29 protein-coding genes are annotated in these 26,004 nt (G+C 70.8%); 15 read left to right on the top strand and 14 right to left on the bottom strand.

What is annotated here, in order from left to right; all coding sequences use genetic code 11:
- Window positions 1–22: 22 nt before the first annotated feature.
- Complete coding sequence (locus ACFQMF_RS03495) at window positions 23–1,111, bottom strand: molybdopterin-dependent oxidoreductase (protein WP_256407682.1); 1,089 nt, start codon at window positions 1,109–1,111, stop codon at window positions 23–25.
- Between the two features lie 60 nt (window positions 1,112–1,171).
- A complete protein-coding gene (locus ACFQMF_RS03500; protein ID WP_256407681.1) occupies window positions 1,172–1,999 on the bottom strand; it encodes an MBL fold metallo-hydrolase in 828 nt (275 codons plus the stop codon).
- Window positions 2,000–2,214: 215 nt separating this feature from the next.
- On the opposite strand from ACFQMF_RS03500, the gene ACFQMF_RS03505 reads away from it, so the two are divergent.
- Both ACFQMF_RS03505 and ACFQMF_RS03510 read left to right on the top strand, forming a co-directional pair.
- Window positions 2,215–3,447 carry an RNA-guided endonuclease InsQ/TnpB family protein gene (locus ACFQMF_RS03505; protein ID WP_256407680.1) on the top strand — a complete coding sequence of 411 codons (1,233 nt, stop codon included), beginning with the start codon at window positions 2,215–2,217 and terminating at the stop codon, window positions 3,445–3,447.
- 42 nt (window positions 3,448–3,489) lie between these two features.
- The gene (locus tag ACFQMF_RS03510; protein WP_256407679.1) at window positions 3,490–4,518 is read left to right on the top strand and encodes a succinylglutamate desuccinylase/aspartoacylase family protein; all 1,029 of its coding nucleotides are present in this window, start codon (window positions 3,490–3,492) and stop codon (window positions 4,516–4,518) included.
- A gap of 36 nt (window positions 4,519–4,554) precedes the next feature.
- On the opposite strand, the gene ACFQMF_RS03515 is transcribed toward ACFQMF_RS03510, so the two are convergent.
- The 3 genes from ACFQMF_RS03515 to ACFQMF_RS03525 form a co-directional block, all read right to left on the bottom strand.
- Window positions 4,555–5,052, bottom strand: a complete 498-nt coding sequence (locus ACFQMF_RS03515; protein WP_256407678.1) for a Tfx family DNA-binding protein — start codon at window positions 5,050–5,052, stop codon at window positions 4,555–4,557.
- 136 nt (window positions 5,053–5,188) lie between these two features.
- Window positions 5,189–5,668, bottom strand: coding sequence for a TRAM domain-containing protein (locus tag ACFQMF_RS03520; RefSeq protein WP_256407677.1), 480 nt, complete (start codon window positions 5,666–5,668; stop codon window positions 5,189–5,191).
- Between the two features lie 131 nt (window positions 5,669–5,799).
- Window positions 5,800–6,147, bottom strand: a complete 348-nt coding sequence (locus tag ACFQMF_RS03525) for a hypothetical protein (RefSeq protein WP_256407676.1) — start codon at window positions 6,145–6,147, stop codon at window positions 5,800–5,802.
- 97 nt (window positions 6,148–6,244) lie between these two features.
- On the opposite strand from ACFQMF_RS03525, the gene ACFQMF_RS03530 reads away from it, so the two are divergent.
- The 3 genes from ACFQMF_RS03530 (at window position 6,245) to ACFQMF_RS03540 (ending at window position 8,344) form a co-directional block, all read left to right on the top strand.
- The gene (locus tag ACFQMF_RS03530) at window positions 6,245–6,472 is read left to right on the top strand and encodes a hypothetical protein (RefSeq protein ID WP_256407675.1); all 228 of its coding nucleotides are present in this window, start codon (window positions 6,245–6,247) and stop codon (window positions 6,470–6,472) included.
- On the top strand, window positions 6,469–7,311 hold the full coding sequence (locus tag ACFQMF_RS03535; protein ID WP_256407674.1) for a beta-keto acid cleavage family enzyme: 843 nt from the start codon (window positions 6,469–6,471) through the stop codon (window positions 7,309–7,311). Before ACFQMF_RS03530 ends, ACFQMF_RS03535 begins: the two co-directional genes overlap by 4 nt.
- Window positions 7,312–7,957: 646 nt before the next feature.
- The gene (locus ACFQMF_RS03540) at window positions 7,958–8,344 is read left to right on the top strand and encodes an RDD family protein (protein ID WP_379791568.1); all 387 of its coding nucleotides are present in this window, start codon (window positions 7,958–7,960) and stop codon (window positions 8,342–8,344) included.
- Window positions 8,345–8,508: 164 nt separating this feature from the next.
- On the opposite strand, the gene ACFQMF_RS03545 is transcribed toward ACFQMF_RS03540, so the two are convergent.
- A complete protein-coding gene (locus ACFQMF_RS03545; RefSeq protein ID WP_256407672.1) occupies window positions 8,509–10,407 on the bottom strand; it encodes an ATP-binding protein in 1,899 nt (632 codons plus the stop codon).
- 140 nt (window positions 10,408–10,547) lie between these two features.
- On the opposite strand from ACFQMF_RS03545, the gene ACFQMF_RS03550 reads away from it, so the two are divergent.
- Window positions 10,548–10,778, top strand: a complete 231-nt coding sequence (locus ACFQMF_RS03550; protein ID WP_256407671.1) for a hypothetical protein — start codon at window positions 10,548–10,550, stop codon at window positions 10,776–10,778.
- Between the two features lie 214 nt (window positions 10,779–10,992).
- Here the strand turns inward: ACFQMF_RS03550 and ACFQMF_RS03555 are convergent, their stop codons facing one another.
- Both ACFQMF_RS03555 and ACFQMF_RS03560 read right to left on the bottom strand, forming a co-directional pair.
- A complete protein-coding gene (locus tag ACFQMF_RS03555) occupies window positions 10,993–11,343 on the bottom strand; it encodes a hypothetical protein (protein ID WP_303654643.1) in 351 nt (116 codons plus the stop codon).
- The gene (locus ACFQMF_RS03560) at window positions 11,343–12,887 is read right to left on the bottom strand and encodes an acyl-CoA carboxylase subunit beta (RefSeq protein WP_256407670.1); all 1,545 of its coding nucleotides are present in this window, start codon (window positions 12,885–12,887) and stop codon (window positions 11,343–11,345) included. The genes ACFQMF_RS03555 and ACFQMF_RS03560 overlap by 1 nt, the downstream gene beginning before the upstream one ends.
- 350 nt (window positions 12,888–13,237) lie before the next feature.
- Here ACFQMF_RS03560 and ACFQMF_RS03565 point away from each other — a divergent pair, with 350 nt between their 5' ends.
- From ACFQMF_RS03565 to rpl12p, 3 genes are read left to right on the top strand one after another with little or no spacing between them, the layout of a single operon-like run.
- Window positions 13,238–13,876: a 50S ribosomal protein L1 gene (locus ACFQMF_RS03565; RefSeq protein ID WP_256407815.1), complete on the top strand. Its 639-nt coding sequence runs from the start codon at window positions 13,238–13,240 to the stop codon at window positions 13,874–13,876.
- Complete coding sequence (locus ACFQMF_RS03570) at window positions 13,873–14,913, top strand: 50S ribosomal protein L10 (protein WP_256407669.1); 1,041 nt, start codon at window positions 13,873–13,875, stop codon at window positions 14,911–14,913. The genes ACFQMF_RS03565 and ACFQMF_RS03570 overlap by 4 nt, the downstream gene beginning before the upstream one ends.
- Window positions 14,914–14,931: 18 nt before the next feature.
- A complete protein-coding gene (gene rpl12p / locus ACFQMF_RS03575) occupies window positions 14,932–15,276 on the top strand; it encodes a 50S ribosomal protein P1 (protein WP_256407668.1) in 345 nt (114 codons plus the stop codon).
- Between the two features lie 129 nt (window positions 15,277–15,405).
- Here the strand turns inward: rpl12p and ACFQMF_RS03580 are convergent, their stop codons facing one another.
- Both ACFQMF_RS03580 and ACFQMF_RS03585 read right to left on the bottom strand, forming a co-directional pair.
- On the bottom strand, window positions 15,406–15,675 hold the full coding sequence (locus ACFQMF_RS03580; protein WP_256407667.1) for a hypothetical protein: 270 nt from the start codon (window positions 15,673–15,675) through the stop codon (window positions 15,406–15,408).
- 69 nt (window positions 15,676–15,744) lie between these two features.
- Window positions 15,745–16,215, bottom strand: coding sequence for a hypothetical protein (locus ACFQMF_RS03585; RefSeq protein WP_256407666.1), 471 nt, complete (start codon window positions 16,213–16,215; stop codon window positions 15,745–15,747).
- Between the two features lie 410 nt (window positions 16,216–16,625).
- Here ACFQMF_RS03585 and ACFQMF_RS03590 point away from each other — a divergent pair, with 410 nt between their 5' ends.
- Complete coding sequence (locus ACFQMF_RS03590) at window positions 16,626–18,326, top strand: ATP-binding protein (protein WP_256407665.1); 1,701 nt, start codon at window positions 16,626–16,628, stop codon at window positions 18,324–18,326.
- A 27-nt stretch (window positions 18,327–18,353) separates the two neighbouring features.
- On the opposite strand, the gene ACFQMF_RS03595 is transcribed toward ACFQMF_RS03590, so the two are convergent.
- Window positions 18,354–18,707 (bottom strand): hypothetical protein, encoded by a 354-nt coding sequence (locus tag ACFQMF_RS03595; protein ID WP_379791572.1) that lies wholly within the window; start codon window positions 18,705–18,707, stop codon window positions 18,354–18,356.
- A gap of 98 nt (window positions 18,708–18,805) precedes the next feature.
- Between ACFQMF_RS03595 and ACFQMF_RS03600 the strand changes: the two genes are divergently transcribed.
- Complete coding sequence (locus ACFQMF_RS03600) at window positions 18,806–19,300, top strand: hypothetical protein (protein ID WP_256407663.1); 495 nt, start codon at window positions 18,806–18,808, stop codon at window positions 19,298–19,300.
- 72 nt (window positions 19,301–19,372) lie between these two features.
- Here ACFQMF_RS03600 and ACFQMF_RS03605 read toward each other — a convergent pair whose 3' ends face one another.
- Together ACFQMF_RS03605 and ACFQMF_RS03610 are read right to left on the bottom strand one after the other, a co-directional pair.
- On the bottom strand, window positions 19,373–19,942 hold the full coding sequence (locus tag ACFQMF_RS03605; protein WP_256407662.1) for a hypothetical protein: 570 nt from the start codon (window positions 19,940–19,942) through the stop codon (window positions 19,373–19,375).
- Between the two features lie 453 nt (window positions 19,943–20,395).
- Complete coding sequence (locus ACFQMF_RS03610) at window positions 20,396–21,535, bottom strand: hypothetical protein (RefSeq protein WP_256407661.1); 1,140 nt, start codon at window positions 21,533–21,535, stop codon at window positions 20,396–20,398.
- A gap of 248 nt (window positions 21,536–21,783) precedes the next feature.
- On the opposite strand from ACFQMF_RS03610, the gene ACFQMF_RS03615 reads away from it, so the two are divergent.
- The 4 genes from ACFQMF_RS03615 to ACFQMF_RS03630 all read left to right on the top strand — a co-directional run bounded on the left by ACFQMF_RS03615 (window position 21,784) and on the right by ACFQMF_RS03630 (window position 25,268).
- Window positions 21,784–23,322, top strand: coding sequence for a bacterio-opsin activator domain-containing protein (locus ACFQMF_RS03615; RefSeq protein WP_256407660.1), 1,539 nt, complete (start codon window positions 21,784–21,786; stop codon window positions 23,320–23,322).
- A gap of 159 nt (window positions 23,323–23,481) precedes the next feature.
- Window positions 23,482–23,826, top strand: coding sequence for a winged helix-turn-helix domain-containing protein (locus tag ACFQMF_RS03620; RefSeq protein ID WP_256407659.1), 345 nt, complete (start codon window positions 23,482–23,484; stop codon window positions 23,824–23,826).
- A 169-nt stretch (window positions 23,827–23,995) separates the two neighbouring features.
- Complete coding sequence (locus ACFQMF_RS03625) at window positions 23,996–24,142, top strand: hypothetical protein (RefSeq protein ID WP_256407658.1); 147 nt, start codon at window positions 23,996–23,998, stop codon at window positions 24,140–24,142.
- Between the two features lie 157 nt (window positions 24,143–24,299).
- Window positions 24,300–25,268 (top strand): sensor histidine kinase, encoded by a 969-nt coding sequence (locus ACFQMF_RS03630; protein ID WP_256407657.1) that lies wholly within the window; start codon window positions 24,300–24,302, stop codon window positions 25,266–25,268.
- 39 nt (window positions 25,269–25,307) lie between these two features.
- On the opposite strand, the gene ACFQMF_RS03635 is transcribed toward ACFQMF_RS03630, so the two are convergent.
- Window positions 25,308–25,880 carry a response regulator gene (locus ACFQMF_RS03635; protein WP_303654672.1) on the bottom strand — a complete coding sequence of 191 codons (573 nt, stop codon included), beginning with the start codon at window positions 25,878–25,880 and terminating at the stop codon, window positions 25,308–25,310.
- Window positions 25,881–26,004: the final 124 nt, after the last annotated feature.

Genomic DNA, 26,004 nt, shown 5'->3' on the forward strand with positions numbered 1-26,004 from the left:
GGGCCGTGAACGCGACTGCCGCTCAGTCGAACCCGCTCACCAGCGTCACCACCCACTGCCCGAGGTCGTACTCCGACCGGACCTCGACGCGCGTCACCCACTTCACCCACTGGAATCCCCGCCGGTCGGGCGCGACGAGCCGCGCCGGCGCGCCGTGGCCGTGGCTCAGGCGCTCGCCGCCGACGTGCGTCGCGAGCAGCGCCTCCTCGGCCTCCTCGATCGGGAGACTCCAGCGGTAGCCCGTGACCGACGTGAACCGGACGTAGGCCGCGTCGTCATCGATTTCACCGGCCCCGTCCAGCAGGTCGCCGACGCGGATCCCGCCCCACTCCTGGACCGTGTACCAGCCGCTCGTACAGTCGAGCAGCGCCTCGGTCTCGTGGCCCGCCGCCAGCTCGTCGGCGTCGAGTTCGACCGGGTCGCTCACGAGCCCGTCGACCGTCAGCCGGTACGCGTCTCGGTCGATCGGGTCCGGGTCGTCGGCGACCCACGAGGTGATCGGAAACGCCCCGTTCCCGTCGCCCTCGCGGGGCTGAGAGCCGGTGAATCGCCGGTCCGCGCCGGCGGTGTCGAGCAGGTCGTTGAGCCCCTGCTGGAGCCGGTACGTCGCGCCGCCGGCCGCCAGCAGCGCGAAGTAGCGGACCGCGGTCCGACGGCGCTCGAAGTCGACCCGGCGCGGGAGCCGGAACCGGGTCGTCGCGTGCGCGGCCACGAGCGGGAGCAGGAGCAGTCCGAAGCCGACGTGGACCGAGAGGAGCGTCCAGTAGGAGAGCCGCACGTCGAGCCCGAACACCCAGACGATTCCGGTCGAGAGCGCGCCGAGCGCGGCGACGAGCGTCAGGACCGACAGGGCCGTCGACCGCCGCCACAGGGTCGGGTCGGTGAGACGGCGCCGGACGCGCGCGAGCTTCCACGCGAGCAGGGCGACGATCGAGAGCCCGAGCGCGCGGTGGAGCCAGAAGATCGGCCACCCCTCCGGGACGCCGACGGTGAACGAGACGAGCCCGGTGCCGACCTCGGCGGTCACGAACGCGAACAGCGACCAGTCGACCGCGCGGGGCGGGGGCTCCAGGCGGTCGAGCGCGGTCCGGAGCCGGTCCGTCGCAGCCATCTACGCGTGGTACGTGCTACCGAGACAAAAGGCTACAGCTCGCGGGGGCCGCCGCCCTCGCTACAGCTCGTACGTCTCGCCGTCGACCGCGAGCGGCTCCGCGAACGCCTCGTCCGGCGGGTAGTAGTGCGCGACGTGGACGAGCCGGGTCCGGGCGGCGCCCAGCTCGTCGGCGAGCGCGAGCGCCCCCTCCCGGGTCATGTGCTTCGTCCCGAAGGTGCGGGGGACGCCGTCGGGCCCCTCGTGGCGCCCGCCGATCGGGTGGTGCCCGCAGAGCGCCGCGGGGACGATGGCGTCGGCCAGCAGGAGGTCGGCGCCGGCGAGCGCCTCGCGGGAGCGCTCGGGCACGTCGTAGCTCGTGTCGCCCGTGAGCGCGAGCGTCCCGCCGGTCTCCGGGTCCTCGACGACGACGCCGTAACAGAGGAGGGGCGGGTGGTCGACGGGGACGAACCGGACCTCGAAGCCGCACGTCTCGAACGGCTCGAACGGCTCGCGGGCGTGCACCCCGATCCGGTCCTCCAGGTAGTCGTACTTGTCGCGGATCGTCTCGGCGACGCTCTCGTCGGTGGCGGGGTCGGTCTCGTTCGGTGCGTGGACCGGGAGCCCGTCGACCAGCCGGTAGACGTTGCCGAGGCCGTCGAGGTGGTCGAAGTGGATGTGCGTCACGAGCCCGGCGTCGGGCAGCGACACGTCGTTATCGAGGAACTGGCTCCGGAAGTCGGGGCTGAAGTCGACGAGCAGCGACTCGCCGGTGCGCTCGTTGGCGACGTGGACGGAGAACCGCGAGCGCGACACCCCGCGCTCGCGCGCCGCGGCGCAGGTGTCGCAGTCGCAGCCGACCGTCGGCGTCCCGGTCGTGTCGCCGGTGCCGAGGAGCGTGACCCGCATCTCGCTTCCGTCTCGACGACCCACCGACTTAGCGTCCGCGGTCGACCCGGCGGAGGGGGCGACTGCGATCGACCCGGCGGAGCAGCGCCGGCGTCACCTCCCGCCTCGATTTATCGGGAAACAAGGCGAATACCCTGAGGCTTGACCTCGAGGATGAGGCCGACAACTCGTGATACAAACCATTAAGTCGACATATCAATACTCAGGAGACAGCGATGGAATACAGTCACCGCTACCACGCCTACCCGACAGAAGAAGTAGCGGAAGGACTGCAACGCCATCTCAACGTTCATCGCCAACTCTACAATCACGTCCGATGGGACTACACGAACAGTCCCGAAGACGACAAACCGAGTGAGTACGACCAAAACAACAAACTCCCTGAGTGGAAGCGCAAATGGTCTGTGTTCGCGGAATTGCACTCGAAGGCCGCGCAAGCTACAGTCGCACGTTTCCACCGTAATCTCTCGAACCTTCGCAAAAAGAAAGAGAAGGGTTACAACGTTGGTCGGCTCAAACGGCAATCACCAACCGACTACCGGAGCGTGACGTACAATCAGTCCGGCTTCGACCTCGATGAAAAGAGGGGCCGCGAAAGGTATGCTTACGTCCGCTTCAGTAAAATCGGGTGGGTGAAAATCCGTTACCACCGCCCGATTCCCGATAACGCCACCGTCAAGGAGGTCACGTTCAAGAAGGAGACGACTGGCGAGTGGTTCGTCTCTTTTGGTCTCGAAACCAACGAGGCCGACCTGCCTGAGAAATCGGATGTGGAATCTCTTGGCGCGGCCAACAGTGTGGGTATCGACCTGGGCATCCTCAATTACATCCACACATCAGACGGGACGACTGTGGACTGGCTTGACCTCGAAGACAAGTATGAGCGTCTTCGCCGCGAACAACGCAAGTTGTCTCGCAGGGAGAAAGGGTCAAACAACTACGAGAAACAACGCTATGAAGTGGCAAAAATCAAGCGCCATATTCGTCGGAAGGTACTTGACTACCAGCACAAACTCACGATGTGGCTCGTCCGTGAGTACGACGCTGTGTTCGTTGAGGACTTGGACGTAAAGGGAATGCTTGAGAAGTCGCACAACGCCCGGAACAAGCAGGATGCGGCGTGGCGGCAGTTCATTACACTGCTTGAATACAAGGCTGAGTTGTACGGTACTCACGTCGTTCAAGTCGAAGCCCGAGGAACAACAAAAGAGTGCGCTCGGTGTGGTGTGGAAACATCGAAACCTATCTGGGTTCGGGAACACTCCTGTCCGTCGTGTGGTTTCGAGTGTGACCGTGATGCGAACGCAGCGATGAACGTCCTGCAACGCGGATTTTCTGAGTTAGGGCTGGGATGGCCCGAAGATACGCCTGTGGAGACTGCGCTCCCTACGGACATCCATTCGGTGTCTGCAAAGCGCGTCGTGGAAACAGGAAGCCTCCGGGCTTGACCCCGAGGCAATTCATAAGCGCGTCAGGGCCGACCCTCCGGTATGCACGACGCCAGCGAACTCGTCCTCGCGCGGCTCCCCTCGGGCGTCCCGGTCCGGACGACCGTCCACGTCTACGGCGAGGGGCGCCTCACGGCGGGGCCGGACGGCCCCGAGCTCGATATCCCGGCCGACGGCGGCCCCGTGGTCTACGCGCAGGCCGCCCAACACGGCCGCGAGGTGAACGGGACCGCGGTCCTCCGGCGGCTCCATGAGCGGCTGACCGGCGGGGACCCGACGACCGCGGACGCGAACGACCTCGACGGCACCCTCGTGACCGTCCCCGTCGCCGACCCGCTCACGTTCGACCGGGTCTCGTACACGACGCCGGAGTCGCTCGACGCGACCCGGTCGAACATGAACCGCTGCTGGCCCGGCGACGACGAGGGGACGCTCCACGAGCGCATGGCGGCCCGGCTCTGGGCGTTCGCGGGCGCGGCGGACGCGATCGTCGACCTCCACACCGGGTCGCTGGCGATGCTCACCCACGCCGTCTACATGCGCGGCGACGAGGCGTGCCGGTCGCTCGCGGAGGCGTTCGGGACCGACCTCCTGCTCGCGGAGGCCGCGGGCGACGAGGCGGACGCCGAGTGGAGCGAGCGCGGCTTCGCGGGCAAGCTCCGCGTCGTCGCCACCAGAGAGGGGATCCCGACGGTCACGCCGGAGCTCGCGCACAGCCGCGAGGTCGTCCCCGAGGCCGTCGAGGTCGGACTAAAAGGGGCCCTCGGTGTCCTCCGTCGGGAGGGGCTGCTCCCCGGCGAGCCCGAGCCGTGGGACGGCACCGTCGCGCGGAACCACCTCGGGCGCGTGAACGCCGCCGAGTCGGGGCTGTTCACGCCGGCGCGCGACCTCGACGTCGGCGACGACGTGGTCGAGGGGGAGCGGCTCGGCGTCGTTCACGACCCGGCGACGTTCGAGCCGCTGCAGACCGCGACGGCCGACCGCGACGGGGTCGTCTACTCGGTCGCCCGCGAGGCGACGGTCACCGCGGGCGCGACGCTCGTCGGCGTCGCGGAGCGGCTGGCGGAGTAGGAGCCGGATCGCGGGGCGTCGACCGGCCGGCGCGGCTCAGGGCTGTCGCACGCGGATCTGCCCGTTCGCGTCGACCGTGACGAACAGGCGGCTGCGCACCTCGCGGCCGTGGACCGCGTCGCCGGCGCGGTCGCCGATCGTCTTCATCAGGTCCGGCGCGGTCTGGTTCACCTTCACGCCCGCCTCGTCGCAGGCGTCGTAGACGCGCTTCGGGGCGTCGTACAGGTCCGTGCCGGCCTCGATCTCCACGCGGACCGGCGCGGCGAGCGCCTCCGCGAACGCGACCGTCTCCCGGGCCCGCTCGACGTTGTCGCGGGCGCTCGCCTCGACGCTGGAGACGTTCGCGCGCGACGTGCCGAGCCGCTCGGCGATGTCGGACTGCCGGAGCCCCCGCTCGCGCAGCGCGAGCACCTCCGCCTGTCGGTCGGTGAGGACGCTCTCGTCGGCGTCGAACCCGGCCCGTTCCAGCAGCGCGGCGGCGTCGACGTCCCCGACGTCGTCGACCGCGTCGGACGGACCGTCGTCTGCGACCATACTCCCGACGAGGGGACGCTCGGTCAAAAAACGGCGGTTTCGGCGACCCGGGCCGAAGGGTTCGGTCGGCCGGCCCGAAACCGGTCGATCGGCGGCGTCCGGACTGTCCGTGGGGCGGGGCCACCCCGGGACGCGCTCACTTGCCCCAGAAGTTCTCGCGGCTGCCGAGCCGTTCGCGGTCCGGGCGGTCGCGGCGTCGGTCGCCCTCGTCGTCCGCCTCGGCGTCGTCGCCCTCGGCGCCCGCTTCGGCGTCGTCCTCGTCGCCCTCCTCGTCCGGGTCCTCGGGGAGGCGCTCGACGACGTCCTGTGCGGTCGCGTGGCTCGACTTCACGCGGTGGATCCGCACCTCCGCGCGCGCCGGCGGGAGGAGCCCGTCGACGAGGACGATGAAGCCGTCGTCGGTGCGGCCGACGCCCGCGCCGCTCTCGTGGATGTCGTCGACCTCGACGACGACCTCCTCGCCGGGCTGGACCGGCTGCTGTTTCAGCTCGTAGATGGGCATGTCGTAGTGGTTACACCACTCCGCGCCGCCCTTGTTGCCGTAGTGTTGACACCCCATCCCCTCGATTCGTTCGTCGAAACTGGGGCAGTCGTCGGCGAGTGGACAGTCCGCCATACCGTAGGAGAGACCGGCCGCCGTTGTAAACGTTTTCGACTGGCGGGGGTGGAAAATCCGGTGTCTCGGCGCCTCATCCGGCTGAACGGCGGCCGTTCCGTTACGCCGTCACCGCTCGGGAGCGGACCGGCTCACAGGAACTCGCGGACCTCCGAGTACCACATGTCGTGGTGGTCGACCGCGCCGACCGCGTCGGCCACGTCGACCGCGATCGCGTGCCAGCAGCGCTCGGAGGGGTCCTCGGCGTCGAGGTTGTACGTCGCGTCCGCGCAGGTGCACTCGCCCTCCTCGACGACGTACTCGTCGTCGTGGCCGACGACGACGGTGAAATCGCGGTAGCGCTTCACGCGGCCCTCCCCGACCGCCTCGATCGCGCGCTGCCCGCGGTCGCCGTGCTCGTCGACGATCGCGGCGGCGATCGGGCCGGTGAGCTCCCCGGCCTCCGCGATCGCCGCCCGCCAGTCGTCGACCGGCTCCATGCGGCCACGTTCTCGGGCGTTCGGTTAAACAGCGTCGGTCAGATCGGGAGCGTCCCTCGACGCGTGGTTTCAAGCCGCCGGCCCGCCTCTCCTCGCCATGGCCGAGACGTGTCCGCACCTGGCGTACCGCGAGAAGGGCGACGGGAGGTCGTTCGACACCGCCCGCGCGTTCTGCACCGTGACGGAGTCGTTCGTCCAGCCGATGCGCGCCGACGTCTGTAACGCGCGGTACGGGCTCGACCCCGCGACGGACTGCGAGTTCTACGTCGAGCCGGAACCGACCGAAGGCGAGGGCGAGGGCGAGACCCCCGACGCCGACCGATGACCTACTCCGACTACCTCGACGGGAAGCCCGCGATCGTCACCGCGGCGCTCACCGGCGGCGTCCACGGCAAGGAGGCGCACCCGGGCCTCCCGGAGACCCCCGAGGAGATCGCGTCGGCCGCGGCCGCCTGCGAGGAGGCCGGCGCCAGCGTGCTCCATCTCCACGCGCGCCGCGAGAACGGGGAGCGCGCCTTCTCGGCCGAGCGGTTTCAGGCGGTCACTGACGCGGTCCGAGAAGCCACCGACGACGCCGTCCTCCAACACTCGACCGGCGGGACCGCGGCCCCGGACGACCTCCGACACGAGCCGCTCCGGACCGACCCCCCGCCCGAGATGGCGTCGCTCGACATGGGGCCGCTCAACCGCTACGACCGGCTCACCTCGGAGAACACGCGCGAACTCGTCTCGTCGCTCCACGACGAGATGAGAGACCGGGGGATCAAGCCCGAGCTGGAGGTGTTCAACGACGGCCACCTCAACGAGTCGCTGGCGATCCTCGACGAGCTCGACGAGCCGCCGTACCTCAACTTCCTGTTCGGCGGCGGGACCACGTCGCCGCCGCACCCCCGGAACCTGATCAACCGCGTCGAAGCGCTGCCTGCGGGCGTGGAGTTCAACGTGATCGGGTTCGGGCCCCACCAGCTCCCGATGACGACCCAGTCGCTGCTGCTCGGCGGGCACGTCCGCGTCGGCTTAGAGGACAACCGGTACTACGAGAAGGGCGAGCTGGCGACGAACGAGGAACTGGTGGCGCGCGCGGCGCGGCTCGCCGAGGAGCTGGGGCGGCCCGTGGCGACGCCCGAGCAGACGCGGGAGCTGTTGGGACTGCGGGGGCGATAACGGGAGTGCGCGTCGGGACCTTCGACAGCGAGATGATACTTAAACGGAGCGAGCGACGGCGACGACTGTTTATAAACGATCAACGCGGGGCGGTGGCGTGCGCCTCCGGGTGGCCGCCGAAGGCGGCCGCGAGGCGCACGCGCGAGGGACGCCGCGAGCGACGTGGGCGACCGAAGGGAGTCCCGAGCGAGCGGCGAGGCTGGGGAGGTGTGAGGCGCGGTTGCGGTGCTGTAAGGGGTCGGACTCAAAGGGGCAGCCGCGAGGCGGGGGCAGGCGACGTAAGCACCGCAGGGCGGGAGCGAGTGAAACGAGCGACCGACCGAGGAGCGCAGCGAGCGTGCGCCCGCCTCGCAGCTGGGGCTTTGGAGGTATTCACCGACGATCCGGGATCAACCGCGTACAGCCGAGCGGCTGGGGCTTTGGCGGCGTTCTCCGTCACTCCGCTGCCAGCAAGCACGTACAACTGAGGGGCTGGGAATTTAGCGGTGTTCGTCGTCGATCTTCGACCGAAACGGCCGGTCGACGAAGCGTTCGAACGATTCCATATCTCCGCCTCTGAAACACCTATCTGGGATTAATAAGCGGTGAGAGACGGAAATGGAACATGGAAAAGCATCCGCAACCGCAACGGGGGACGAACGGAGCCGTGATCTGGCACCGGGTCGGAGCATTCCTTATCGACTCGATCCTCATGGGGCTACTCTGGGTTCCCGTTATACTCGCCGGGGCGACCCCCGGCGATATCGGTCTCCTCGCGCTGACGTTCACGGGGCTGGCTGCAACACTCGTCTACGGGTTTCTACTTGAGGGGCTGTACGGCTACACGCCGGGGAAATACCTGCTCGGATTGGTCGTCGTCAAGTCCGACGGTTCGAACTGTACGATTGGCGCGTCAGTACTACGGAACCTGTTGTGGATCGTCGACGCACTCCCGACGTTCAACCTCGTCGCAATGGTGTCGATATTGCTTACTGACGACAATCAGCGGGTCGGCGACCTCGTTGCAGATACGGTCGTCGTCAAGCAACAGTGATCGGAGCGGATCATCTCTGTTCGCCCCGTACCGACCGGCGAAGGGGCGGAGTGCGTCACTGACTGCGCGTTTCAACGACGCCTCATGAACGGTTAAGCCCCGGATCTGCTCACCCCAGAATCGTCGACCAGTTATAAACAACCGCGTCCGGAAACCGCTCGATCCTACTCCAGCACGATCAGCACGTCGCCCATGTCGACGCTGTCGCCCTCGCCGACGTGGACGCTCGCGACGGTGCCGCCGCGCTCGGCGACCACGTCGTTCTCCATCTTCATCGCTTCGAGGACGCAGACCACGTCGCCGGCGGCGACCTCGTCGCCCTCGGCGACGTCGACCGAGAGGATCGTCCCCTGCATCTCGGCCTCGATGGCCTCGCCGCCCTCCGCGACGTCGACGCCGTCGTCGCCGCCGTCGTCGGACGTCGCCTGCGGCGGGCGCTGCTGACCGCCCCCGCCGCCCCCGCCGGCGCCCTCCGGCACCCGGATCGCGGGCGCGCCGCGCTCCTCTAACTCGACGTCGAAGCGCTTCCCGTTCACCTCGACGGTGAACTCGCGCTCGGTCACCTCCTCGCCCTCGTCGTCGCCGTCGCCCGACGACGATTCGGTCCCCCACTTCGCCTGCGCCTCGGCGACCAGCTCCCGGTCGAGCTCCTCGTCGAGGTACTTCGTGGTGTGCGTCCCGTCGACGAAGCGCTCGTCGTCGAGCATGAGGCGGTGGAACGGGACGATCGTGACGACGCCCGTCAGGTCGTACTCCGCGAGCGCGCGCTTCGAGCGCGCGAGACACTCCTCGCGGTCCGGGGCCCACACGATCAGCTTCGCGATCATCGAGTCGTAGTCGGTGACTAAGTCGTCGCCCTGCCGGAGCGCGTCGTCGACGCGCACGCCGATCCCGCCCGGCGGGTCGTACGTCTCCAGCGACCCCTCGTTGGCGGGCTGGAACTCCTCGGCGGCGTTCTCGGCGTTGATCCGGAACTCGATCGCGTGCCCCTCCAGCTCGACGTCGTCCTGCGAGACGGAGAGGCCCTCGCCGGCCGCGACCCGGAGCTGCTCCTTGACGATGTCGATCCCCGTCAGCTCCTCGGTGACGGTGTGTTCGACCTGGATCCGCGTGTTCACTTCGAGGAAGTAGAACGGGGTGTCCGGCCCGAGCGGCTCCGACGGGTCGCGCTCCACGTCCTCCTCGACGAGGAACTCCACGGTGCCGGCGTTGGTGTAGTCGGCGGCGGCGACGCCGCGGCGGGCGGCCGCGCCGATCCGCTCGCGCAGCTCGTCCGAGAGCGCCGGCGAGGGTCCCTCCTCGATCACCTTCTGGTGCCGGCGCTGGAGCGAGCAGTCGCGCTCGCCGAGGTGGACCACGTCGCTCTCGGTCACCGAGCCGTCGGCGTCGCCGTCGGCCGCCGCTGCCGGGTCGTCCGCGACGATCTGCACCTCGACGTGGCGGGGGGTCTCCAGGTAGCGTTCGAGGTAGACGGAGTCGTTCGAGAAGTACGCCTCCCCCTCGCGCTTCGCCGATTCGAGCGCCTCCGCGGCCTCGTCCGCGCTCTCGACGACCTTCATCCCGCGGCCGCCGCCGCCGCCCTCGGCCTTGATCGCGACGGGGTAGCCGTGCTCGTCGCCGAACTCGGTGACCGCCTCCGCGTCGGTGACGGGCTCCGTCGTCCCGGGGACGATCGGCACGTCGGCGTCGTCCATCACCCGGCGGGCGTGGGTCTTCTCGCCGAGCCGCTCCATCGCGTCGCTGGCGGGGCCGACCCACGTGATCCCGTCGGCGGCCTCGACGCGCGCCGCGAAGTCGGCGTTCTCCGCGAGGAAGCCGTAGCCCGGGTGGATCGCGTCGGCGTCGGCCTTCCGCGCGGCGTCGACGACCGCCTCGCCGTCGAGGTAGGAGTCGGCCGCGCGGGCCGGGCCGACGTTGTACGCCTCGTCCGCGTACCGGACGTGGCCGCCGTGCTTGTCGGCGTCGCTGTAGACGGCGACGGTGTCGACGCCCAGCTCCGCACAGGCGCGCATCACCCGGACCGCGATCTCCCCGCGGTTCGCGACGAGAACCTTGTCGAACATTCTTACACCAACGTTCCAGCATAACCCACCTCATTCTATCGGTCCGCGACGACGACCGGTGACGACGATCGTCGTACTCTCCCGGCGCCGACCGCGACTCCCCGAGACGGTTAAGGGGCTGCCCGGTCCCATGTCCCGACATGCTCTCGCCCGGAAACCCCTACGTGTTGCCGTCGACGCTGGTCGCGGCGGCCGCGTACCTCGCCGCGACGCTCCTGACGGACGCCTCGGTCCTCGTCCGGATCGGGCTCCTCGTCCTCCTCGCCGGCGTCGTCCCCGTCGTCCTCAACCGGATCCTCGGCGGATCGGCCGAGACCGCGGCGGAGGACGCCGCGACCGAGGAGGGCGTCGAGGAGCCGCCCGAGGCGTGACGGCCGACCACAGATATATAAGCTATCGAACGTATCTTCCGACGCACCCCGTGAGGGGTTAGCACGGCGAGACGCCGGATCGCGCCTCGCCGCGGGAGGCGTTTCGCCGAGGCGGCGTCTCGCCGGGGGAATGCACGCGCTCGGACGCTCCCGCGTCCGGGAGCGGGCGTTCGGAACCGAGCCAGCGGCGGCGCCGTCGCGGCCCGCCGGCCCCTCAGAAGCGGTCGGCGCGGCCGGCCGCGGCCCACGGGTCGGTCGGCGCGCCCTCCGGGACGCGGACCGGTCGGCCGGTGAGCCGGTCGACCCGGCCGGCGAACGCCCACCGCTCGCCCGCCCACCCCTCGTCCGCGTCGCCGTCCGCGGCGGCGGCCGCCGCGGCCAGCTCCCCGTCGCGGACGTGCGCCGCGACCGCGGCGGCGATGGCGGCGGCCTCGGCGTCGCCGGCGTCGTCGGGAATCGTCAGCCCGTCGAGGACGGCGCCGGTCGGATCGCCGGGCTCGCCCCCGGTGGCGTCCGCGTCCGGGTCGATCGGGCCGGCGTCGGCCTCGGTCGAGTCGGTCGCCATCAGATGGGGATGTTGCCGTGTTTCTTCTCGGGCGCGTCCGAGCGCTTCCCCGTCAGCATCTGGAGGTCGTCGATCAGCCGGGCGCGCGTCTCCGCGGGCTCGATGACGTCGTCGATGAACCCGCGGTCGGCGGCCGTGTACGGGTTCGCGAACTCCTCGCGATACTCGTCGATGAGCTCCTGTCTCCGCGCGTCGGGGTCGTCGGCCTCGGCCAGCTCCTCGCGGTAGAGGACGTTGACGGCGCCCTTCGGCCCCATCACCGCGATCTCCGCGGTCGGCCAGGCGTAGTTGACGTCGCCGCCGATGTGCTTCGACGACATCACGCAGTAGGCCCCGCCGTACGCCTTCCGGGTGATCACGGTCAGGAGCGGCACGGTCGCCTCCGAGAAGGCGTACAGCAGCTTCGCGCCGTGGCGGATGATCCCGTTGTGCTCCTGGTCGGTGCCGGGCATGAACCCGGGCACGTCCTCGAAGGTGAGGATGGGAATGTTGAAGGCGTCACAGAAGCGGACGAACCGCGCGCCCTTCTGGCTCGCCTCGATGTCGAGCGTGCCGGCGTTCACGCGGGGGTTGTTGGCGACGATCCCGATCGAGTGGCCGTCGAGGCGGGCGAAGCCGACGACGACGTTCTTCGCGAAGTTCTCCTGCACCTCGAAGAAGGAGCCCTCGTCGACGACGCTGCCGATCACGTCCTTCATGTCGTACGGCTTCCGGGGCGCGTTCGGGACGATGTCGGCCAGCTCCTCGTCGGCGCGCTCCGGGTCGTCCCACGGCTCGACGCGGGGCGGGTCCTCGACGTTGTTGGCGGGGAGGTACGAGAGCAGCCGCGCGATGTCGTCTAAGGCGTCCTCCTCGCTCTCCTCGGCGAAGTGGGCGACGCCCGAGGTCGACGAGTGGGTGACCGCGCCGCCGAGCTCCTCGAAGCTCACCTCCTCGCCCGTGACGGTCTCGATGACGTCCGGGCCGGTGATGAACATGTGGGAGGTGTCCTTCACCATGAACGTGAAGTCCGTGATCGCGGGCGAGTACACCGCGCCGCCGGCACAGGGCCCCATGATCGCCGAGATCTGTGGGATCACGCCCGAGGCCTCCGTGTTGCGTCGGAAGATCTCCGCGAAGCCGCCGAGCGAGGCCACGCCCTCTTGGATCCGGGCGCCCGCGGAGTCGTTGAGGCCGACGACGGGCGCGCCCACGTCCATCGCCTTGTCCATCACCTTGCACACCTTCTCGGCGAACACCTCGCCGAGCGACCCGCCGAAGACGGTGAAGTCGTGCGCGAAGACGAACGTCTTCCGGCCGTTGACCTCGCCGTAGCCGGTGACGACCCCGTCGCCCGGGATCTGCTGTTCCTCCATCCCGAACTTGTGGTTGCGGTGGGTCCGAAACCGGTCGAACTCGTGGAACGTCCCGTCGTCGAGGAAGTAGTCGATCCGCTCGCGCGCGGTCATCTTCCCCTTCTCGTGTTGCGACTGGATCCGTTCCTCGCCCCCGCCCTCGGCCGCGCGCTCGCGGCGCTCGCGGAGGTCCTCGATACGGTCGTCCATCGTCACGCCGGACCACCCTGAGTCATTACCTCGTGGGTCGGCGACCGGCATCAAAAGGGTTCCCCTATCCGACGTTTCCGACTTCGACGGGCGTCGAATCCGGGGCCGCGGCGGCGACGGCGAGGCGGCGCAACGGCGAGGCGGCGCAACGGCGAGGCGGCGCAACGGCGAGGCGGCGAAGGGCGGCACCGCGGTCGACGGTGCGACCACCGCGGAGCGGCCCTGTCGCCGGTTCGCACGGGGACGAGCGGTTCGACGCTTTTAAACCTCCGATGGACCTCTCTCCGGTGAGACAGGCTTCGCCTGTTTCACTGACCCGTAGGAGCGACCTGCGTACTACGGAGGTGAAAATGGCAGACACAATACAAGAGGCCGTAACTCTCGCACTCGACGATGCGCCCGAGCGGAACTTCCGCGAGACCGTGGACATCGCGATCAACCTGCGAGACCTCGACCTCAACGATCCGTCGAACCGCATCGACGAGTCCGTCGTGCTGCCGGCTGGAACGGGGCAGGAGACACAGATCGTCGTCTTCGCGGAGGGCGAAACCGCCGTCCGCGCAGAGGAGGTCGCTGACGAAGTGCTCGACAGCGACGACCTCGAAGACCTCGGAGACGACGACGACCGCGCAAAGGACCTGGCCGGCGAGACCGACTTCTTCGTCGCGGAGGCCGGCCTGATGCAGGACATCGGTCGGTACCTCGGTACCGTCCTCGGTCCGCGCGGGAAGATGCCTACCCCACTGCAGCCGGACGACGACGTCGTCGACACAGTCAACCGGATGAAGAACACGGTGCAGCTCCGGTCGCGCGACCGGCGCACGTTCCACACCCGCGTCGGCGCCGAGGACATGGGCGCCGAGGCGATCTCGGACAACATCGACGTCATCATCCGGCGGCTCGAAGCGAGCCTCGAGAAGGGGCCGCTCAACATCGACGGGATCTACGTGAAGACCACGATGGGTCCCGCCAGGGAGGTGCCCGTATGAGCTCGGTCCGCAAGACCGAGACGATCCCGCAGTGGAAGCAGGACGAGGTCGACGAGCTCGTCGAGTTCATCGACTCGTTCAACTCCGTCGGGATCGTCGGCGTCGGCGGCATTCCGAGCCGACAGCTCCAGGCCATGCGCCGCGAGCTGCACGGCTCGGCCGACGTCCGCGTGAGCCGGAACACGCTCACCACCCGCGCCCTGGAGGAGGTCGGCGGCGGCGTCGAGGAGCTGACCCGGTACGTCTCGGGTCAGGTCGCGCTCATCGGGACGAACGACAACCCGTTCGGCCTCTTCAAGCAGCTGGAAGCCTCGAAGACGCCCGCCCCGATCAACGCGGGCGAGGTCGCCCCCAACGATGTCGTCATCCCCGAGGGCGACACCGGGGTCGACCCCGGACCGTTCGTGGGCGAGCTCCAGACGGTCGGCGCGGCCGCGCGCATTCAGGACGGCTCGATCATGGTCACCGAGGACTCGAAGGTCCTCAGCGAGGGCGAGGTCGTCGACGACGACCTCGCGAACGTCCTGACCGAGCTCGGCATCGAGCCGAAGGAGGTCGGGCTCGACCTCAAGGGCGTCTACTCGGAGGGCGTCCTGTTCGAGCCGGACGAGCTCGCGATCGACGTCGACGAGTACGCGGCGGACGTCCGCTCGGCGGCCGCCGCCGCGCGGAACCTCTCGATCAACGCCGCGTACCCGACGGCCGCCACGGTCGGCAGCCTTCTCGCGAAGGCCTCCGGCGAGGCGAAGTCCGTCGGGCTGTTCGCGGAGATCGAGAGCCCGGACGTCGTGCCCGACCTCATCGGGAAGGCCGACGCCCAGCTCCGCGCGCTCGCGGCCCAGATCGACGACGAGGAGGCGCTTCCCGAGGAGCTGCAGGGCGTCGAAGCCGCCCCGGCTCCGGCGACGGACGACGAGGAGGAACAGGCGGAGGAAGAAGACGACACGGACGACGCCGAGGCGGCCGACGACGCTGACGACGCCGACGAGGACGACGGCGGCGACGGCGGCGAGGGCCTCGGCGCGATGTTCGGCTAACACTACGAGGACACACCAATGGAATACGTTTACGCTGCGCTCATCCTGAACGAGACCGGCGAAGAGATCAACGAAGACAACGTCACCGGCGTGCTGGAAGCCGCCGGCGTCGACGTCGAGGAATCCCGCGTCAAGGCGCTCGTCGCCGCGCTGGAAGACGTCGACATCGAGGAGGCCGTCGAGACGGCCGCCGCGGCCCCCGCCGCCGGCGCCGCCTCGGGCGGCTCCGCCGACGCCGCGGCCGCCGACGAGGCGGACGACGACGGGGACGAGGCCGACGAGGCCGAGGAGGCCGCCGACGAGGCGGACGACGACGAGGACGAGGGCGACGGCGGCGAGGGCCTCGGCGAGCTGTTCGGCTGACGCCGGTAGAGCGCCGAGACCCCGACCGCACCGGTTCAGTTTTCACCGTTTTTTCGCTCGGAGAGCGACCGCGCTCCCGATCGCGACGCCGACGCAGACACGGACCGGTCGCCGGAGCGCCCTCAGCGGTCAGTCGTCCGAGGCCCCGCGGCGCTCGCTCCCGGTCCGGTGGTATCGCTCGGCCGGCGACCGCGCGCCCACGTACACCCGCACGTCGGAGAACAGCAGGAGCAGCCCCAGCACCGTCCACGCGCTCCCGACGACCAGCGCCCATCCCCACCCGTCGAAGACGCCGAGCGTGAACTGGAACGCCCACACGGCGACGGCCACCGCGAGGACGGCGACGCCGAACGCCGCGCTCGCCTCACTCGCCTCGCTCGCCCGCGATTCGACGCTCATTGCTCGGATCCGTCGACGACCGATAATAAACGCACGCCGCCAGTTATCAGGGGAGAGAACGCGGGCGACTCAGCCGTCCGTTTCGAGGCTGTCGGACGGGTCGACCGCGGTCGCGACCTCGTCGCCGTGCGTCGCGACGAGCCCGGCCGCCACGAGGCCGCCGTACGCGGCGATCGCGAGCCAGCCGTAGCCGACGACCGTCAGTCCGGCCGCGCCCATCCCGCCGAGCACCCATCCGAACGACACGCACGCCCACGCGGCGAGCGCGACGGCGTAGAGGTCGAGCGGCGCCCCGGTGACCGCCGTCTCCTCGAACTCCTCGATCCGGTCGTCGGTCGCGTCGGGCTCGATCACCTCCTCCGGCCGCGCGGCCATCCCGGCCGCGACGAGGGTCCCGATCGCCGCCACGGCGAGCCACGCGTACCCCACGACGGGGATCGCGACCGAGATTACGTCGACCGCCCACAGCCCCGTGAAGCCCGCGACGATCACCGCGACCGCGCAGTACCCCCGAAAGCCCTGTGTTATCAAGTGTCTCATTTCAACCGTGATAAATTTGTACTGATATAAATAAGTACCGGGCGGAGTGACGCGGCGTCCGGGCACTCCGTCCGGCGTATCGCCCGCCGGTACGCGCCGGCCGCGTCTCGGAACGCGCAACACGGGCGGGGGATTCACGGCGACCCCGCCGATAGCGGACGCGTGATGCCCGCCGTCGACCGACCGTCCGGTCCCGCGGACCGCCGGCGTCGCGAGTCCCGGCCCGTCGTCGCCGGTCGAGACGCGCGCCGTCGCGAGTCCCGGTCCGTCGTCGCCGGTCGAGACGCGCGCCGTCGCGACCCCGCGCCCCGTCGCGACGGATTCGACACGAATTTCCATCCTCCGAGTCGTGGCCGACCACGTAGATCGATCCGACCCTCCCGGACCCGCCTCGGACCCGCTCTCAGACCATGGTGATCGCCTCCCTCCTCGCCTCGCTGGCCGTCGACGCCGTCGCCGTCGCGCTGTTGGCGTGGGTGACGTGGCGGGTCGCGAGCGACCGGTCGCCGCCGAACGCGGACGCCTTCGCCGCGCTGTCGGGCGCGCTGCTCCTGTGGGCGGTCCTGTCGCTGCTGTCCGAGTTCCCCCACGCGTGGTCCGTGGGCGCGAACCTCGCGGGGCTCGGACAGCTCGTCCCGGCGGTGTTCGTCCCCGGGATCTGGCTCGTCTACGTGCTCGGCTACGCCGGCCGCGGGACGGGACTGTCCCGCCCGCGGATCGCGGTGTTCGTCCTCCTCGCGCTCCCGCTCGTCGGCGCGGTCGCCGCCCTCGACGGCGACCCGTCGGCGGGGGAGGTCCGGCGGTCGCTCGCGTCGCTCGTCGGGACGGAGCTGTTCCAGCTCTCGGCCGTCTACGTCTACGCGGCGGTCGTCTTCCTCAGGTACGGCTGGAGCCACGACCGGATCTCGACGGGCCAGCTGGCGGCGCTGCTCGGCGCCGTGTCGGCGCCGTACGTCGTCGGCGGGTGGCGCAGCGGCGACGTCGTCGTGGACGGCGTGACGGGCGGCCTCTTCCTCTCCGGGGCGCTGCTGTTCGTCTCGCTGCGACGGTACCCGGTGTTGACCGTCTTCCCCAAGGCGGACTACGTCGCCCGCTCCCGCGTCGTCGAGGCGCTGCAAGAGGCCGTGATCGTCGTCGACTGGGCGGACGACGTCCTCGACGCGAACGCCGCGGCCGAGGAACTCTTCGGGCGGTCGAGCCGGGCGATGATCGGGGAGCCGATCTCGTCGGTCGCCGAGGGGATCGGCGTCGCCTCGCTCTCCCCGGGCGCGACCGACTTCGCGACCCTCCGGACGACGAAGGGACGCCGGGAGTTCCGGATCACGGTCTCCGGCGTCTCGGACGGCGACGCCGACCCGGACGAGGACCCGGTCGCCAGGGCGGTCGTGCTCCGCGACGTGACCGACCGCCGCACCCGCGAGCAGCGGCTCTCCGTCCTCAACCGCGTGCTCAGGCACAACGTCCGGAACGAGCTCGACGTGATCCTGGCGCACGCCGAGCGGATCGAAGACGAGAGCCGTCGGGCGCCGATCCGGGACAGCGCGGCGGAGCTGGCGTCGGTGAGCCGGAAGGCCCGCGAGGCCGAGGCGGTGATGACCCACAGCGGCGACTCCCCGTCGACGATCGACCTCGCGGCCGTCGCCCGGGAGGTCGTCGCGGACGCACGCCGGGAGTATCCGGAGAGCAGCATCTCGGTGGACGCGCCGGACGACGTGCGGTTCGTCTCCCATCGCACGATCGTCCGCCGACTCGTCACCGAGCTCGTCGAGAACGCGGTCGTCCACTCGGAGGCCCCCGCGCGGGCCGAGGTGACGGTCGACGCGACCGCCGACGGAACGCCCCTGCTGCGCGTCAGCGACGACGGGCCGGGGATCTCGGACCGGGAACGCGACCTCCTTGCCGACGCGGGCGAAACGCAGCTGGAGCACGGGCTCGGCGTCGGCCTCTGGTTCGTCAACTGGGCGACCAGCCAGCTCGGCGCCGAGCTCGAGTTCGACTGCGACGACCGGGGCACCACCGTGACCGTCCGGTTCCACGGTGCCCATCGGTCCGGCGACGCGCGGGCCGAACCCCGCGAATCCGAGACGGTCGAAACGGCCTCCGGCGGTTGATTCCCTCTCGCCTCTCGCCCGAGACGCTCAGTCCGCCGAGTCCGGGCCCACCCGTTCGAACGCCGAGAAAAAGAGGAGCGCGAGCGCCGTGAACACGACCACACTCCCGACCACGCGAGCGGTGCTCGGTATCAGCGTCGCGTAGCCGCGAACCGCGACGGCAATATCGCCGAGCGTCGCAACGCCGAGCCCGAGCAGAAGCACGACGACTAGGAGGAGGCGCCGAACCGATTCGAGCAGTTCGTTCGTTTCGGAGGGCATCGATACTCGCTCGGCCGATGTCGCTATTAATCCCTCCGAAGCCGAGAACGGCCGACTATCCCGTCGCCGCATATCGACCGGTTCGGACTCCGTTTCGTGAAACCGATATCGTCGTTCCACGGGCCTCGTCCGCCGTCTCTCCCGCGGAGTTTCACGCCCCGAGACGACGCGCCCACGTTTAGGTGGTGTCGGGCGATACGACGGCACGTCCTCCGGTCATGAGTCAGCACACGAGTTCGACGCCCGACGCCGTCACGAGGCGCCGAGCCGTCGCGGCCGTCGGGAGCGCCGTCCTCGCGTCCGCCGCCGGCTGTTCGACGGTCCTCGACGCGGTCGGCAGCCGAGTCTTGGAGGAGGTGAACGTCCTCAATCAGCTCACCCACGAGGTCAGCGGGTCGATCGAAGTGACGGACCCGGCGGGCGAGACCGTCCTCGACGACTCGTTCGACGTGCCCTCGACCGAGTCGGACGGCGAGAGCAACGTCGTCGCGTACGCGGACGTCTGGACCGCCCCGGGAACGTATCGGATCGAGATGGAGCTCACGGACACCGTGGTCGGCGGCGTTTCGCGGGTGGACCGGCGGGTGGCCATCGACGACACCGAAGCGGAGCTGGTCGCCCTCTCCGTCGGCTCCGGCGACGAGAGCGAGCCGATCGCCGTCCGGGTCGGCGAGTCGTTCTCCGACCTCGGGCGGCCGAACGCCACCGGCTAGCCGGCCGCGAGCGCGCCGCTCCGGGGCGACGGCAGCGTCGGCGTTGCGGACGCCGAGCGACCTCTCGTCCCCCTATATCAGCTCGAAGGCGGACGTCGCGAGCTCGCCCGTCGCGCGCAACAGCACCAGCGTCGGCAGCGCGACCCCGCCGGCTCCGACGGCGAGGAGGATCGGCGACGGGACCCTCCCGATCGAGGCGACGGACGCGAGCGACGCGACCAGCCCGACCAGGAACGTCCCGGCGGCGATCGCCTCCGCGGTTCGAGCCGCGCCGTACAGCGTCGCCGACACGCCGGCGTCGTCGCCGCCGAACGGCGCGCCGCGGTATCGGACTTCGAGGGACGCGCGGACGAGCAAGAGGCCCGCCAGGAGGGTCAGGAGGCCGAGACAGACCGCGGCGACGATCAGCCCGCCGGTGAGTATCGACGTCTCCCCGCCGATCGCGGTGAGCGCGCCGAAGGCGACGACCGGGAGCGCCACCGCTCCGGCGACCGCCGCCGTCGCGGCGACTCCGGCCTCGACGTAGGTCCCGTTCGACGAGAGCCAGGCGTCGGCCCGACCCGCGTACGAGCCTTCTCGGGGGCGCGACTCGGCGCGCGCGGCCCCCCGCTCGGAGCTCCCTTCCGGGGCGTCGCTCGTCATACGCGCTCATCTCGCACCACGTGTATATCCCTTGTCCGGCGTCTCGCGGACGGAAAGACGCCGTGGGGACGCGCTCGGCTCGGAGAGCGGTCGCCGCCTCGGCGGTCGCTTTCCTCGAACGATCATCCCGGCTCGAACGAGCCCCCGTCTCGAACGGCCCCGGTGTTTCGAGCCCCGAAACGGTGTTGTACCGTTCATATGGCAGTCGGCGTAACGGGGAGGTGCCGCCGGTCGGAGGCGGCCGACGACCAAGTATCCGACCGCCGAGCGCGTCCCGTCTCTCCCCCGTCCGACGGGATCGCGCGCCCCTGTCACGACGCTCCGCCGATCGATTCCCCGCCGGACGTCGGCCCTCCTCTCACCCGGCGGCGTCGTCCCTCCGCGCGGAACCCGCCCGAGACCGACCGCTCGGCGAGGCGAGCACATGCGACCCGTCCCGCGTCGAACCCGACCTCAGGCGACGGGTATCTCGATCCGGTCGCCGACGCGAACCCCGAACAGTGACGCCTGCGACGCGAACGGGTCGGTCCCCGCGTCGACGTCGACCGTCACGGTCCGCCCGCGTCGAGCGACGGTCGCGTCCGAGAGGGCGGCGTCCCCGTCCCGTGCGGCGCGCGCTATCGCCCTCGCGGTCTCGCCGTCGAGCCGTCGCGGGTCCGCGACCGCGCCGTACCGCAGCCCGACGCCCGGTCCGCCGGCGTCGCCGCGGCGGGTTCGGTCCGCGTCCGCGGTCGGGTCCGCGCCGTCGCTCCGGGGCCCGCCGTCGGTCACCCGGAGGGACGCCCCGAGGGCGTCGGAGGCCTCGACCGCGGCGCGGAGCGCCGTCGGCGCGTCCGCGAGCGCGCGGCGCAAGCGACCGCGGGTCTCCGGGCCGAGGTCGACGCACAGCGCGGCGTCGCCGCCGAGCAGCGACGGGAGCGGTCCGTAGCTCGCGGTCGCCGCCCCCGGCCGTCCCCGACCGTCGACTCCGGCGTCGCGGTGCGCCGCGGCGGCGTCGGCGGTCGGACCGCGCGCGACGACCAGTTCGCCCGGCCCAACCGCGACCGCTACCCCGGCGCTCTCGGACCCGAAGCGGGCGAACTCGGAACCGGGACCGGCCTCCCGAGCGAACGCGGGGTCCGCGTCGAGCTCCGCGCCGAGCCCGTCCGGATCGACGTCGCCGACGGCGACCGCACACCCTTCGGGTCCGTCCGCGGCGAGCGCGACGCTCCCCGCCACCGCCCGGAAGTCGCCGAGCGAGACGCTCTCGTACCGGCCGAGCAGCCGGCGGACGCGCTTCCCGATCCCGCTCGGCAGGCCGGTCGCCGTCAGCACCGACGGGTCCGCCCGCGCGGTCGCGACGGTGTCGACGTCGGCCGACGCCGTCGCGGCGGGGTCGTAGCTCCCGGCGGCGACCGCCGACCGCGGCCCGTTCGGGCCCGCACCGCTCCCGCGCTCGTCGCCGTTCGAGGCGGCCCCGCCGGCGCTCGCGTCCGCCGCGAACGCGGTGTCCGGCGGGGCCTCGGCGGTGAGGTCGTCGATCGCTCCGCTCGCTCCGAGTCCGGTCGCGGCAAGCGCGGCTAGGCGCTTCGCGAACGCTCGCTTGGAGGGCATCACCCTACCCGACCCCCCGGCGGCTAATAATACTACTGGCGACGGCGCCGCTGGCCGCTCCCCGCGACCGCGTCCCCCGGAGTTCGGTCCGCTCCCTCGGTGCCGCTCCGCTCGCCGGGACGCCGAGACGACGCCCGACCGTGGACAGGGGTTAAATCGGACGAGCGCTCAACTGGGACCCGATGGAACGCCCCGCGGCGAACGGCGAGGTCCCCCGAGTGAACGACGAGGCCCCCGAGTGAACGACGATGGATCACCGACTTGAGGAGGCGCCGATCGGCGTTATCACCGTCCGAGACGGGATCGTGCGCGCGTGCAACGAGCCCGCGACCGAGATCCTCTCGGCCGACGCCCCCGACGGCGAACCGATCGCCGACGCGTTCCCCCGGTCGGTCGAGCGGTCGCTCCCGCGGGCGTTCGACGGCCCGTCGGTGTCGGACGTCTCGTTCGAGGAGTATTACCCGTCGATCGACCGATGGCTGTCGGTGTCGGTCGTCCCCGGCGACGACGCCGCGACCGTCTACGTGCGCGACGTCACCGCGGAGAAGGACCGCGAGCGGACGGTCGAACGGCTCCGCGCGGAGGTCGAGCGGGCGGAGATGCTCGACGCCCTGATCGCCGACGTGCTCGAAGGGCTCGTCGGCGCCACGTCCCAGGAGGCGATCGCGGAGACGATCCGGGACCGGCTGGGGACGTCCGACCAGTACCGGTTCGCGTGGACCGGCGAGTACGTCGTTGACGGCGACGAACTGGTCGTCGGCGGCGTCGCGGGCGACCCCGGGGAGACGTTCCCGGCGGTCCGCGAGGCGGTCGAGGCGGGGGACGCCGTCCCGGAACGCGAGGCCGTCGAGCGGGGGCGCCCGACGCTGGTTCGGTCGCTGAGCGAGGACGCGTCGGTGCCGGAGGCGGTGCGCGCCGCCGGGTTCGCGGACGGGGTCCAGTCGGTGTTCGCGCTCCCGCTGGTGTACGGCTCCAGCGTCTACGGCGTCGTCGGGGTCTACGCGGGGACCGAGGCGGCGTTCAGCGACCACGTGCAGTCGAGCTTCGAGACGCTCGGCGAGCTGGCCGGCTACGCGATCAACGCCACGCAGAACCGGAAGCTCCTGCTCTCCGACGCGGTCACAGAGGTCACGTTCGAGCTCGACGCGAGCTCCCCGCTGGTGCGGCTGAGCGACCGCCGCGACGCGGCGCTGGCGCTGGACGGGACCGTGACCGCCGACGACGCCGGCCTGACGTGCTTCCTGACGGTGTCCGGGGCCGACCCGGAGGCCGTCGTCGAGGCCGTCGAAGGGGTGGACGCCGCGCGGGACGGCCGGGTCGTCCGACGGACGGACGCGGAGCACGGCCGGGTCCAGGTGACGCTCGGCGAGGCGGCCCCGCTCGTCTCGGCGGTCGACCGCGGTGCCACGGTCCGGACGGCGACGTTCGACGCCGGCGAGGGCCGGCTGGTCGTCGAGCTGTCCCCGGACGCCAACGTCCGCCGACTCGCGGGCGTGCTCGGCGGCGACGGGCCCGCTCCCGTGCTCGCGCGGCGGGACAGCACCCGGTCGCCGACGACGACGCGTGCGTTCCGGACCGAGCTCGACGAGCGGCTCACCGACCGGCAGGCGACGGCCCTCCGGACCGCCTACCTCGCGGACTACTTCAGGTCGCCGCGGGGGAGCACCGCCGAGGAGGTCGCGGCGTCGCTCGGGATCACCGGATCGACCCTGCTCCATCACCTGCGCGCGAGCCAGCGAAAGCTGCTGGCGGCGTTCTACGACGAACGCGACGAGGGCGAGTCGTAGCGCTCCTCGCCCCCGACCGCCCTCCCGCGGCGGCGTCTGCGTCGACGCGCGGACGCCGCGTCGCGGCGGCGAGAGTCTGCATAGTTAGACTCCCGTCCGCCGTGCGACTCTGCATACTGAGCATCCCCTCCCAAGGGGGTTCCGCCGAGTGGGATCCACATGGCAGTGCGACAGCAGTCGCGTCACGAGCGTGCGGAGGAACCGGCCAGCCAGCTGTCGGCGGAAGAGCTCCTCGACCTGTTCGGCGACGAGTACACGCGGCGGGTGTTCGAGGCCGTCTCGGAGCGACCCCGCGGCGGCCGCGCCGTGGCCCGAGCGGCCGACGTCTCTCGCGCCACGGCCTACCGGCGGCTCAACGAGCTCCGGGACGCCGGCCTGGTCACGAGCGAGTACCAGTTCGCGGACGACGGCCACCACCGCGAGCAGTTCGCCGCCCGCGCCCGACACCTCTCGGTGTCGCTGGACGGCGGCGACATCGAGGCCGCGGTCAGCGTCGACGACTGACGCCCGAGCGAGGTCCGTCTCCGAGCCCGCGGACGGGAACAGCGTCGCCCATCCCACCGGCACTGACTCCGGGCGAGAAACACGCCGGTACCGATATGTGTCCGCGTTCGAACGCCGTCACATGGCGCAATCGGCGAACCTGTTCCGCAGCCCGCTCTTCCGTTGGGGAATGCCCGCTTTCACCACCGCCGTCATCGTGGCCATCGCCTTCCTCGTCGTCGAGGACCGAACGCTTCGACTGGCGATGCTGGCCGTCGGAGCCGCCGACCTCCTCGTCACGCCCCAGATACTGAAACTGGCGGCCCGGAACGCGTAGCGGGCCCCGTCCGCGACGCGGTGTTTCCGAGCCAGAACCGAAGCACAGCGTTAAACACGCGCCCGGGACATGGCGACGATATGTATCGGGCCCGGCGACCGTCGCCGCGAACCCCGGAGACCGAGCCGCTCGGACGGCTCCGAGAGGCACCCGACCGATGAGCGACGACCGTCGCGCGGCGATCCCGCTGACCGAGCTCCCGGACCCCGCGGTCGCGTACGCGGTCGAGGGCGACGACGCTCGGGTGACGGCCGCGAACGACGCGTTCCGACGGCGGTTCGACGAGCCGTCGCCCGAACTGCGCGTCTCGACGATATTCGATCGGTTCGGCGAGTGCGAGACGACCGGCGACCGGGACCCGGTGGCACACGTCGTCCGGGGCGACCGGATCGGGGTCCGCCTCGGCGGCTCCGAGACCCGCGGCCCGTTCCTCGCCCGCGTGATCCCGTCGGACGGGGACACCGGGTTCCTCACGTTCTCCGACCTCGGCGAGTACCCCGACGAACGGGACGCGCCGGGCGTCGATCAGGTCAGCAGCGTGCTCAGTCACGACCTGCGGAACCCGCTGGACGTCGCGAAGGCGCACCTCCGAGCGGCCCGAGAGACCGGCGATCCCGAGCACTTCGACTCCGTCGCGGCCGCGCACGACCGGATGGAGCGGATCGTTCGCGACGTGCTGACGCTGACGCGCGACGACCCCGTCGCTCGGCCGTCAGAGGCGGTGGCGGTCGAAGCCGCCGCGAGGGACGCCTGGCGGTCGATCGACGCCGACCGGGCCGAGCTCGCGGTCTCGGAGTCGCTCCCCACCGTCACCGCGGATCCCGATCGGCTCCGGCGGCTGTTCGAGAACCTGTTCCGAAACAGCGTCGAGCACGGCGCCCCCGACGACGGGGAGAAGACGGTCGTCGCCGTTCGACCGTTCGAACGCGGGTTCTACGTCGCCGACGACGGACCGGGCGTCCCGCCGGCGAAGCGCGGTCTCGTCTTCGATCCGGGCTACTCCACGCGCCCCGACGGGACCGGACTCGGGCTCGCGATCGTCGAGCGGATCGCCGACGCGCACGGCTGGGACGTGACGCTCGCGACGGCCGACGGCGGCGGCGCTCGGTTCGAGATCGGCCTCTGATCCGGACGCCGGGCCCCCGGGGCGCATCCGGCTATCCAGCTAGTAGGCCTCCCGCTCGATGCCGGAGAACGCGGTCAACAGCTCGTCGGCGTCCGGGAGGAGCCGGCAGATCCGTTCGCGCAACTCGGTGGCCCGCTCGTCGAGCGCGGCGAACCGCTCGTGCTCTTCGAGCCGCTCCGGCGGCAGCTCCGCCGCGATGACCGCCCGCTTCGATTCGATCCCGAAGTACCGACCCAGGAGCTCGTACGCGAGCACCCGGCACTGCTGGTCGACGACGGCCCTGACGTCCTCGCGGTCGACCGGCTTACAGAGGTAGTCGTCGAACGGGAGTTCGAGGAGCTCCAACCCCGGATCGATGGCGGTCACCATGACGATCCGAGTGCGCATGTCGTACTCCCGCAGCTCCTCGAGGACCTCGTCGCCCGACCGGTCCGGCATGTGGCGGTCCAACAGGACGACGTCCGGCGGTTCGGACTCGTCGACCGCCGACAGCGCCTCGGCGCCGCTGTACGTCACCGTCACGTCCGCGACCGCCTCTATCCGGAGGGCGTACGCGTCGGCGACCTCCTTCTCGTCGTCGACGAGCAGCACCCGCGGCCGGTCCACGTACATGTCGGCCGTCACGTCGGGGCGTTACCGGCCGCAGCCGTTAATATCCGCGGCTTCCGCGCGACGACGCGAACGGGTCCGCGCGACGGTCCCGAGCGACGATCGGCCCGAATGACCGCGAAACGGA

Origin of the sequence: Halorubrum rutilum (assembly GCF_042665015.1) — an archaeon.
In the GTDB taxonomy this organism is placed as follows: Archaea; Halobacteriota; Halobacteria; order Halobacteriales; family Haloferacaceae; genus Halorubrum; species Halorubrum rutilum.

Bases quoted from the DNA above. Each gene is read 5' to 3' on its own strand.
- ACFQMF_RS03620 (WP_256407659.1), top strand. From the start codon at position 23,482: ATGGCAGTGCGACAGCAGTCGCGTCACGAGCGTGCGGAGGAACCGGCC.
- ACFQMF_RS03535 (WP_256407674.1), top strand. From the start codon at position 6,469: ATGACCTACTCCGACTACCTCGACGGGAAGCCCGCGATCGTCACCGCG.
- ACFQMF_RS03560 (WP_256407670.1), bottom strand. From the start codon at position 12,887: ATGGACGACCGTATCGAGGACCTCCGCGAGCGCCGCGAGCGCGCGGCC.
- ACFQMF_RS03600 (WP_256407663.1), top strand. From the start codon at position 18,806: ATGAGTCAGCACACGAGTTCGACGCCCGACGCCGTCACGAGGCGCCGA.
- ACFQMF_RS03635 (WP_303654672.1), bottom strand. From the start codon at position 25,880: ATGTACGTGGACCGGCCGCGGGTGCTGCTCGTCGACGACGAGAAGGAG.
- ACFQMF_RS03630 (WP_256407657.1), top strand. From the start codon at position 24,300: ATGAGCGACGACCGTCGCGCGGCGATCCCGCTGACCGAGCTCCCGGAC.
- ACFQMF_RS03510 (WP_256407679.1), top strand. From the start codon at position 3,490: ATGCACGACGCCAGCGAACTCGTCCTCGCGCGGCTCCCCTCGGGCGTC.
- ACFQMF_RS03610 (WP_256407661.1), bottom strand. From the start codon at position 21,535: ATGCCCTCCAAGCGAGCGTTCGCGAAGCGCCTAGCCGCGCTTGCCGCG.
- ACFQMF_RS03550 (WP_256407671.1), top strand. From the start codon at position 10,548: ATGCTCTCGCCCGGAAACCCCTACGTGTTGCCGTCGACGCTGGTCGCG.
- ACFQMF_RS03565 (WP_256407815.1), top strand. From the start codon at position 13,238: ATGGCAGACACAATACAAGAGGCCGTAACTCTCGCACTCGACGATGCG.
- ACFQMF_RS03500 (WP_256407681.1), bottom strand. From the start codon at position 1,999: ATGCGGGTCACGCTCCTCGGCACCGGCGACACGACCGGGACGCCGACG.
- ACFQMF_RS03605 (WP_256407662.1), bottom strand. From the start codon at position 19,942: ATGACGAGCGACGCCCCGGAAGGGAGCTCCGAGCGGGGGGCCGCGCGC.
- ACFQMF_RS03530 (WP_256407675.1), top strand. From the start codon at position 6,245: ATGGCCGAGACGTGTCCGCACCTGGCGTACCGCGAGAAGGGCGACGGG.
- ACFQMF_RS03625 (WP_256407658.1), top strand. From the start codon at position 23,996: ATGCCCGCTTTCACCACCGCCGTCATCGTGGCCATCGCCTTCCTCGTC.
- ACFQMF_RS03505 (WP_256407680.1), top strand. From the start codon at position 2,215: ATGGAATACAGTCACCGCTACCACGCCTACCCGACAGAAGAAGTAGCG.
- ACFQMF_RS03585 (WP_256407666.1), bottom strand. From the start codon at position 16,215: ATGAGACACTTGATAACACAGGGCTTTCGGGGGTACTGCGCGGTCGCG.
- ACFQMF_RS03515 (WP_256407678.1), bottom strand. From the start codon at position 5,052: ATGGTCGCAGACGACGGTCCGTCCGACGCGGTCGACGACGTCGGGGAC.
- rpl12p (WP_256407668.1), top strand. From the start codon at position 14,932: ATGGAATACGTTTACGCTGCGCTCATCCTGAACGAGACCGGCGAAGAG.
- ACFQMF_RS03495 (WP_256407682.1), bottom strand. From the start codon at position 1,111: ATGGCTGCGACGGACCGGCTCCGGACCGCGCTCGACCGCCTGGAGCCC.
- ACFQMF_RS03590 (WP_256407665.1), top strand. From the start codon at position 16,626: ATGGTGATCGCCTCCCTCCTCGCCTCGCTGGCCGTCGACGCCGTCGCC.
- ACFQMF_RS03570 (WP_256407669.1), top strand. From the start codon at position 13,873: ATGAGCTCGGTCCGCAAGACCGAGACGATCCCGCAGTGGAAGCAGGAC.
- ACFQMF_RS03555 (WP_303654643.1), bottom strand. From the start codon at position 11,343: ATGGCGACCGACTCGACCGAGGCCGACGCCGGCCCGATCGACCCGGAC.
- ACFQMF_RS03520 (WP_256407677.1), bottom strand. From the start codon at position 5,668: ATGGCGGACTGTCCACTCGCCGACGACTGCCCCAGTTTCGACGAACGA.
- ACFQMF_RS03545 (WP_256407672.1), bottom strand. From the start codon at position 10,407: ATGTTCGACAAGGTTCTCGTCGCGAACCGCGGGGAGATCGCGGTCCGG.
- ACFQMF_RS03615 (WP_256407660.1), top strand. From the start codon at position 21,784: ATGGATCACCGACTTGAGGAGGCGCCGATCGGCGTTATCACCGTCCGA.
- ACFQMF_RS03525 (WP_256407676.1), bottom strand. From the start codon at position 6,147: ATGGAGCCGGTCGACGACTGGCGGGCGGCGATCGCGGAGGCCGGGGAG.
- ACFQMF_RS03580 (WP_256407667.1), bottom strand. From the start codon at position 15,675: ATGAGCGTCGAATCGCGGGCGAGCGAGGCGAGTGAGGCGAGCGCGGCG.